Here is a 6,583-nt window from a genome sequence, read left to right on the forward strand (position 1 = left end):
CTCTGCGTGCACTTCGATCCGCAGTTGATGTCGCTGGCCCGCATTCGCGAGCTGGCCCAGGCCGCGGGCGCACGCGTCACCGAAAGCTTCGGTCACCTCACCTGGACGGTCACCGGCATCGGGCATGAGCGACGCGCCCGCACTGTGGCCGAACAGATGAGCTCGGTGTTCGGCGTGCTGGAAGCCCGCGCCAGCTCGGCCGGCACGGTGTACCTGGAGTTCGAGCGCGAGAAGATCGACGAGGGCGGGTTGGAGGCCTCTCTCAAGCGCATGGGCGTTACCCGCGTGGTGACGGGCAAGCCGTCCCAGCACGACGATCACGCCGGTCATGCGCATGACGGCAAGGGGGGGGAACACGGCGAGGAGAAGCACGACCACGACCACACCGGCGGCCTGCTCGGCCCCAACACCGAGCTGATCTTCGCCCTGACCTGTGGTGCGTTGCTGCTGGTGGGCTTTCTGATCGAGAAGTTCGCCGCCTCATTGCCGGGATGGTTCCCCACAGCCTGCTACATCGGTGCGTACGTCTTTGGCGGTGCGTACACGCTGCGCGAGGCCTACGACAACCTCAAGCTCAAGCGCTTTGAAATCGACACCTTGATGCTGGTCGCCGCCGCCGGCGCCGCCGCGCTGGGCTCTTGGGCCGAAGGTGCGTTGCTGCTGTTTCTTTTCAGCTTGGGTCACGCGCTGGAGCACTACGCGATGGGACGCGCCAAGCGCGCCATCGAAGCGCTGGCCGAGCTCGCGCCGGATACGGCGATCGTCATCCGCGGCGAGTCCACCACCGAGATTCCGGTCGGTGACCTGCAGCTCGGTGATCGGGTACTGGTGCGTCCCAACGAGCGCCTGCCGGCCGATGGATTCTTGCTGAAGGGCAACTCCAGCATCAACCAAGCACCGGTGACCGGCGAGTCCATCCCGGTGGACAAGCGGCCTGTGGAGGATCCCGCACAGGCACRGAGCCGGCCCGACAGTGTCGATGCGGCCAGTCGGGTCTTCGCAGGCACCATCAATGGGGCCGGTGCGATCGAAGTGGAAGTGACCAAGCGCGCCGAGGACTCCGCGCTGGCGCGCGTGGTGAAGATGGTGAGCGAGGCCGAGACACGCAAGTCGGCCACCCAGCGCTTCACCGATCGCTTCGAGCGGATTTTCGTACCCGCGGTACTGGCGCTGGCGTTCCTGCTGCTGTTTGCTTGGGTGGTGGTGGATGAGCCGTTCCGCGACAGCTTCTATCGCGCCATGGCCGTGCTGGTGGCCGCCAGTCCGTGCGCGTTGGCCATCGCCACCCCGAGCGCGGTCCTGTCCGGTATCGCCCGCGCGGCGCGTGGGGGCGTGCTCAYCAAGGGCGGCGCGCCGCTGGAGGATCTGGGGTCGTTGAAGGCGATGGCCTTCGACAAGACCGGCACCCTGACCGAAGGGCGCCCGCGCATCACCGATGTGGTGCCGGTGGACGGGGCGTCGGAGACCGAGCTGCTGCAGGTAGCGGTCGCGGTGGAGTCGCTGAGTGATCATCCGTTGGCCGCCGCGATCGCGCGAGATGGTCGCAGTCGATTGGATACGGGCAAGTTGCCAACGGCCTCGGCCTTGGAAAACCTGATCGGCCGCGGCGTCAAAGCCCGTCTGGGCGATCAGCCGGTATGGATCGGCAAGGCCGAGATGTTCGGCGCGGACGAGGTTCCCGCCCTGGGCGCCGCCGCGGCAGCGGCCATCGCCGCGTTGCGCGAGCAGGGCAGGACGACCATGGTCGTGCGGTTGGGCGATCGGGAGCTCGGCGCGATCGGCTTGATGGACACGCCACGCGAGGCGGCCAAGCAGGCGCTGGTGCGCCTGAAGGCCATGGGCATCGAGCGCATGATCATGATCTCCGGCGATCACCAGAAGGTGGCCCAGGCCGTGGCCAAGGAGGTCGGCCTGGACGAGGCATGGGGCGACCTGATGCCCGAAGACAAGGTCGAGGCGATCCGCAAGCTGCGCGATCAGGACAAGGTCGCCATGGTTGGYGACGGCGTCAACGATGCGCCTGCGATGGCCAATGCCACCGTCGGCATCGCCATGGGCGCGGCCGGCTCGGACGTGGCCCTGGAAACGGCAGATGTGGCGTTGATGGCCGATGACCTGAAGCACCTGCCATTCGCCGTGGGCCTGAGTCGTCACACGCGCGGCATCATCCGGCAGAACGTCTTCGTCAGCCTCGGCATCGTCGCCTTCCTGGTGCCGGCCACGATTTTCGGGCTCGGCATCGGTCCGGCGGTAGCCGTGCATGAGGGCTCCACATTGTTGGTGGTCTTCAACGCACTGCGTCTGCTGGCCTACAAAGACAAGGGATGAAGCGTGGACACTCCCACCAGACCTCAGGCAAGCACGCTAGCTATGGCGGTGACGCTGAGCGTACTGGCAGTGGCAAGTGGCTACCTCGCACTGGGTGGCTTGGCGGCGAGCATTTTCGCCGTCGGCTATGTCGGCGGTCTGGTGCTGTGGCTCAGCGTGCGCGGCCCGATCGTCTACCGCCGCTTTCGTGCGCCCTACTGGCTGACGCTGGCGGCGTTCGTGTTGTTGCACAAACCCGAGGAGCGTTACGCCCAATTTTTTGATGTTCTGGCCCAGATCAGCGGCACGGCCATCCCCCAAAGCACCGATCCTGCCGTGCTGCTGATGCTGGCGACCGGCTTCCTTCCCTGGCTGCTGATTCCTTGGTTGGCCGGGCAGAGCAGGGATTTCGGTCGCTATCTGGCCTGGACGTTCTTCGCGTCGATGGGGCTGTCGGAGCTGGCCCACTTCGTATTGCCGCTTTTTCTGGCACAGCCTTACCACTACTTCCCGGGCATGCTCAGCGTGGTGATCCTGGCCCCCTTGGCATGGTGGGGACTGTGGCCACTGGCGCAGGCCGGCGCCACGTCCGGATCGGCGCAACCACCGGCGCCCTGATGCTAATCGCGTGGGACGCTGCCTCTAGGCGCCAGGCGGCGGGCGATTCTGGTTTCTTCCGGGTGTGTTGGAGTTCGCTGGTGATAAGCGCGCTCAGTTGCTGGGGGCCCAGTTCGGATAGCAGCTTGCCGTTGACGAAGATCGCTGGCGTGCCGCGAATGTCGGCCGCTTCCACGGCGGCCACTTCGCGTTTGATCAGGGTCTCGACCGCCCCGGTCGCCAGATCGCGCTGTGCACTCGCACGGTCCAAGCCTGCGGCGACGGCAAACTCCCACACCTTCTTCGGATCCGGCGCGCCATGGCTGGCCCACACAGGCTGGTTTTGCATCAAGGTCTCCAGCACCGGCTCGAACTTCTTCTGTTTCCGGGCCGCTTCCAGCACACCAATCGCTTCCTTGGAGACCTGTCCATGGAAGGGCACATAGCGGATCACCAGACGCACGTCCTTGGGACGGGCGGCCAGCAGTTGCTTCACGTGGGGATACATCGCACGGCAGGACTCGCAGGTCGGGTCGAAGAATTCCACGATCGTGACCGTCGCGGTCACCGGCCCCAGGGGCGGTGCACCGGCGGGTGCCAGTAAAAACAGCGTGCGGAATCAAGCAAGGGTACCGGCCGCACGCGGCTTTACATAAGCGACGTTATGCGAAGTAAGTTATTGATTATACCGGATTAATTTGGAAATCGCAAGGTCTGTAGTTGCACCGTGCGCTAGCCGGCCACAGACGCGATAAGCTAAGCATTCCTTAGTTCCAGCCATTCTTGATGTCATGACGACGCCATCTGAGCGCACCCGCAATGTGTTGCAGGCGGGCGCGTTCCTCCGGCAGCTAGCGGCCAGCCAAGCCGTGCCCAAAGAGGTGCGGCAAGAGGCATATCGACTGCTGCGGCACTATCCAACCGTCAGCGACATCGAGGCGATTGCTGAGCACGAAGAGCGGCTGCGAGCGCTGACCCAGTCGGCCTTCGTACGACCCTACCTGAGCAGCGAGATCGAGGCGGATTGGTTCTCCGGATACCCGCTTGGCCCTCATCGCATCTGACTATGAAGCAACCGAGCAGGCCGCGTGCAAGAGGGACTACGTCCGCAGAGGCAGCGCTGGAGGCTTCCTTTGAACGGGCCCGCGACAGCGCAGCCGAGGAACGCGCATTCTTCAAGCGACTGATGGATGCGATCGTGTACGTGCATGCGCCCGTCTCGGATGACGCGCGGACACTGCGGCTGGTCCAGTTCCGCCATCCTGACGGTTTCGATGCGATCCCCTTCTTTACCTCGCTCGACAAGGCGCAGGCGGCCAGTTCGGCTGCTGTCAGAATTCTGGGAGTTCCAGGCCGTGAGCTGCTAACCGGTACTCGCGGCGCTACGTTGATGCTCAATCCCAACGACGACGGCGTTGTCCTCTACCCGGAAGAGGTTGCGGCATTGTTGGATACGGGCTTTCTGGCCAGGGTGGAACGGCTGGAGCCGGCGGAGTTCGCGGTGAGACCTGCCCAAGCCGCACCGGCTTGGCTCGCTCCGGCCATCAGCGGCAGCCTTGAACACGCCGACTTCGTCTCGTCGGCGTATCTCCTGGAAACTCACTCGTCGGGGGGCGTCGAACAGCCTCCCGGTCTGTTGATCTGGCTGGTGGTCGACCTGGCTTTCGCCGAGCGGGCGGCTCGTCTGGTGACCACCGCCATACAGCCCTTATGCTCAGATTTGGACGTCATCATCGACTTGGCGGTCCACGACGTATCGCAGCCTTTGCCGGCGGGCCTGGATGATCCCCAGATCGTGCCCATGTTCACGAGAATCAAGCCAACTTGAGCGCAGCTCATCGGCCTATGAGCCCTGAAGACAAACTGCTAGCACTCCTTCCGGAATTGACCGAGGAGGAGAAGGATCGGCGGACCCGCGAAGGTATCGCCGACGTCGACGCTGGACGTACGATCCCGCACGAGGAACTACTGCAATGGATCAGGCGATGGTCGGAGCCTTCTTGAGGGTTTCCGTTGGGTCAGGAGCGTGGAAACTCTTGAATCCAATATTCAAGAAGGGCACGCGTGCCTAAGCAGCACTTCAGAAATGCCTGGGTCACGCGGCTTCTGGTTCGATCAAGCCTAAGTCTGTAATCCACGCACTGCCTGACGTCGAGGGGTGTTTCCTCGTTGAATCATGGTGTTAGAGCCGATTCGGCTGTTTTTCTCACGAATCCCTGCCGACCCTCAAGTTCAGCCGCGCAGGGGGCGGTGATCTCGATGCATCGCGATGCCGTCGCCTGCGAACGGGCCAAGCACGCCCGCGACCAGGCGTACGCGCGACTTGGCCTGAAGCGCGATTTCGCTACAAGCCGCAAGCTCGACGACCGTGTCAACCAGGCGTGCCGGTGAAGGAGGGTCTCAGATCGTGCGCGAGAACCGTGGCGTGTCCGGCGACGGTGCGGCTGGCAGGTAGCGGTCGAAGCACATCGCGATCACCCGCAGCAGCAGGCGACCCTTGGGCGTGGCCTGGATGCCGACCCGCGTGAACGTCAGCAGGCCGTCGTCTGCCAGCGGCGCCAGCCGCGACAGCGCATCGGCGAAGTAGTCGGTGAACACGATGTCGTAGCGCCGTCCGATGCGCGCGTAGTCCAGTCGGCCATGGCACATCAGTTCCTGGATGACCTCCGCCCGCAACACGTCGTCGCGATCCAGCGGCATGCCGCGCCAGACCGGCATGCGTCCGTCGTCGATGGCGCGTTCCCAACTGGCGATGTCGCGGGGATTCTGGCTGAAGCTGTCGCCGATATGGCTGATGGCGCTCACGCCGAGCCCGATCAGGTCGCTCTCGGCATGCGTGGTATAGCCCATGAAGTTGCGATGCAGGTCGCCGCGCGCCTGCGCACGTGCCAGCTCATCGTCSGGCAGSGCGAARTGGTCCATGCCGATGTAGACGTAGCCCGCCGCCACCAACCGCTCGATCGCCCCCTGGAGCAAGGCGAGCTTGATCTCGCGATCGGGCAGGTCGGCGTCCGCGATGCGCTGTTGCGGCTTGAACAGCTGCGGCAGGTGCGCATAGCTGTAGACGGCGATACGGTCGGGCCTGGCGTCGAGCACGATCTCAAGCGTCCTCGCGAAACCGTCGCGCGTCTGCTTCGGCAGGCCATAGATCAGGTCGATGTTGACCGACCGCATGCCGTGTTCGCGGCATGCCGCCACGATGGAGAGCGTCTCTTCCACGCCCTGCAATCGGTTCACCGCCTTCTGCACGCCCGGGTCGAAGTCCTGCACCCCCAGGCTCGCCCGCGTGAAGCCCACGGCGGCCAGCTCGGCGATGTCGGCGGGCGTGACGAAGCGCGGATCCAGTTCGATCGAGAAATCCATGGTCGCCGGATCGGCGAACGTGAACTGGCTGCGCAGTTCGGCCACGCAATCGGCGATCTGCGCCGGCGTCAGGAAATTCGGCGTACCGCCACCGAAATGCAGCTGCACGACGGGGCGGCCGCTGTCGAACAACGGGGCCATCCGCGCGATCTCGCGGTATAGATAGTCGAGGTAGAGCTCGCCACGCGCCTTGTCGCGCGTGATGACCCGATTGCACCCGCAGTAGAAGCAGGGACTGGTGCAGAACGGGACATGCACGTAGAGCGACAGGGGGCGCGCGTGCTCGAGGCCATTGGTCGACGCCGCATGTGCGCGC

7 protein-coding genes are annotated in these 6,583 nt (G+C 64.6%); 5 read left to right on the plus strand and 2 right to left on the minus strand.

Annotated features, from left to right (window positions below):
* Together AC04L7_RS10255 and AC04L7_RS10260 are read left to right on the plus strand one after the other, a co-directional pair.
* Positions 1-2,328: heavy metal translocating P-type ATPase (locus AC04L7_RS10255; protein WP_475512944.1), on the plus strand; the 2,328-nt coding region annotated here is incomplete at its 5' end.
* A gap of 42 nt (positions 2,329-2,370) precedes the next feature.
* A complete protein-coding gene (locus AC04L7_RS10260; RefSeq protein WP_327482782.1) occupies positions 2,371-2,925 on the plus strand; it encodes a hypothetical protein in 555 nt (184 codons plus the stop codon).
* On the opposite strand, the gene AC04L7_RS10265 is transcribed toward AC04L7_RS10260, so the two are convergent.
* A complete protein-coding gene (locus AC04L7_RS10265) occupies positions 2,828-3,472 on the minus strand; it encodes a DsbA family protein (protein ID WP_327482783.1) in 645 nt (214 codons plus the stop codon). The genes AC04L7_RS10260 and AC04L7_RS10265 overlap by 98 nt on opposite strands.
* Positions 3,473-3,695: 223 nt before the next feature.
* On the opposite strand from AC04L7_RS10265, the gene AC04L7_RS10270 reads away from it, so the two are divergent.
* From AC04L7_RS10270 to AC04L7_RS10280, 3 genes are all read left to right on the plus strand, one after another.
* The gene (locus tag AC04L7_RS10270; RefSeq protein ID WP_046933515.1) at positions 3,696-3,968 is read left to right on the plus strand and encodes a BPSL0761 family protein; all 273 of its coding nucleotides are present in this window, start codon (positions 3,696-3,698) and stop codon (positions 3,966-3,968) included.
* A 2-nt stretch (positions 3,969-3,970) separates the two neighbouring features.
* Entirely contained in the window at positions 3,971-4,732 is a 762-nt protein-coding gene (locus tag AC04L7_RS10275) for an SseB family protein (RefSeq protein ID WP_162109351.1), read from the plus strand.
* A gap of 431 nt (positions 4,733-5,163) precedes the next feature.
* Positions 5,164-5,295 carry a hypothetical protein gene (locus AC04L7_RS10280; protein ID WP_435998496.1) on the plus strand — a complete coding sequence of 44 codons (132 nt, stop codon included), beginning with the start codon at positions 5,164-5,166 and terminating at the stop codon, positions 5,293-5,295.
* 9 nt (positions 5,296-5,304) lie between these two features.
* On the opposite strand, the gene hemN is transcribed toward AC04L7_RS10280, so the two are convergent.
* A partial coding sequence (gene hemN / locus AC04L7_RS10285) for an oxygen-independent coproporphyrinogen III oxidase (RefSeq protein WP_475512945.1) occupies positions 5,305-6,583 on the minus strand: 1,279 nt, incomplete at its 5' end.

Source organism: Pseudoxanthomonas sp. LjRoot204_2 (assembly GCF_056175765.1).

Bases quoted from the DNA above. Each gene is read 5' to 3' on its own strand.
- AC04L7_RS10260 (WP_327482782.1), top strand. From the start codon at position 2,371: ATGGCGGTGACGCTGAGCGTACTGGCAGTGGCAAGTGGCTACCTCGCA.
- AC04L7_RS10270 (WP_046933515.1), top strand. From the start codon at position 3,696: ATGACGACGCCATCTGAGCGCACCCGCAATGTGTTGCAGGCGGGCGCG.
- AC04L7_RS10275 (WP_162109351.1), top strand. From the start codon at position 3,971: ATGAAGCAACCGAGCAGGCCGCGTGCAAGAGGGACTACGTCCGCAGAG.
- AC04L7_RS10280 (WP_435998496.1), top strand. From the start codon at position 5,164: ATGCATCGCGATGCCGTCGCCTGCGAACGGGCCAAGCACGCCCGCGAC.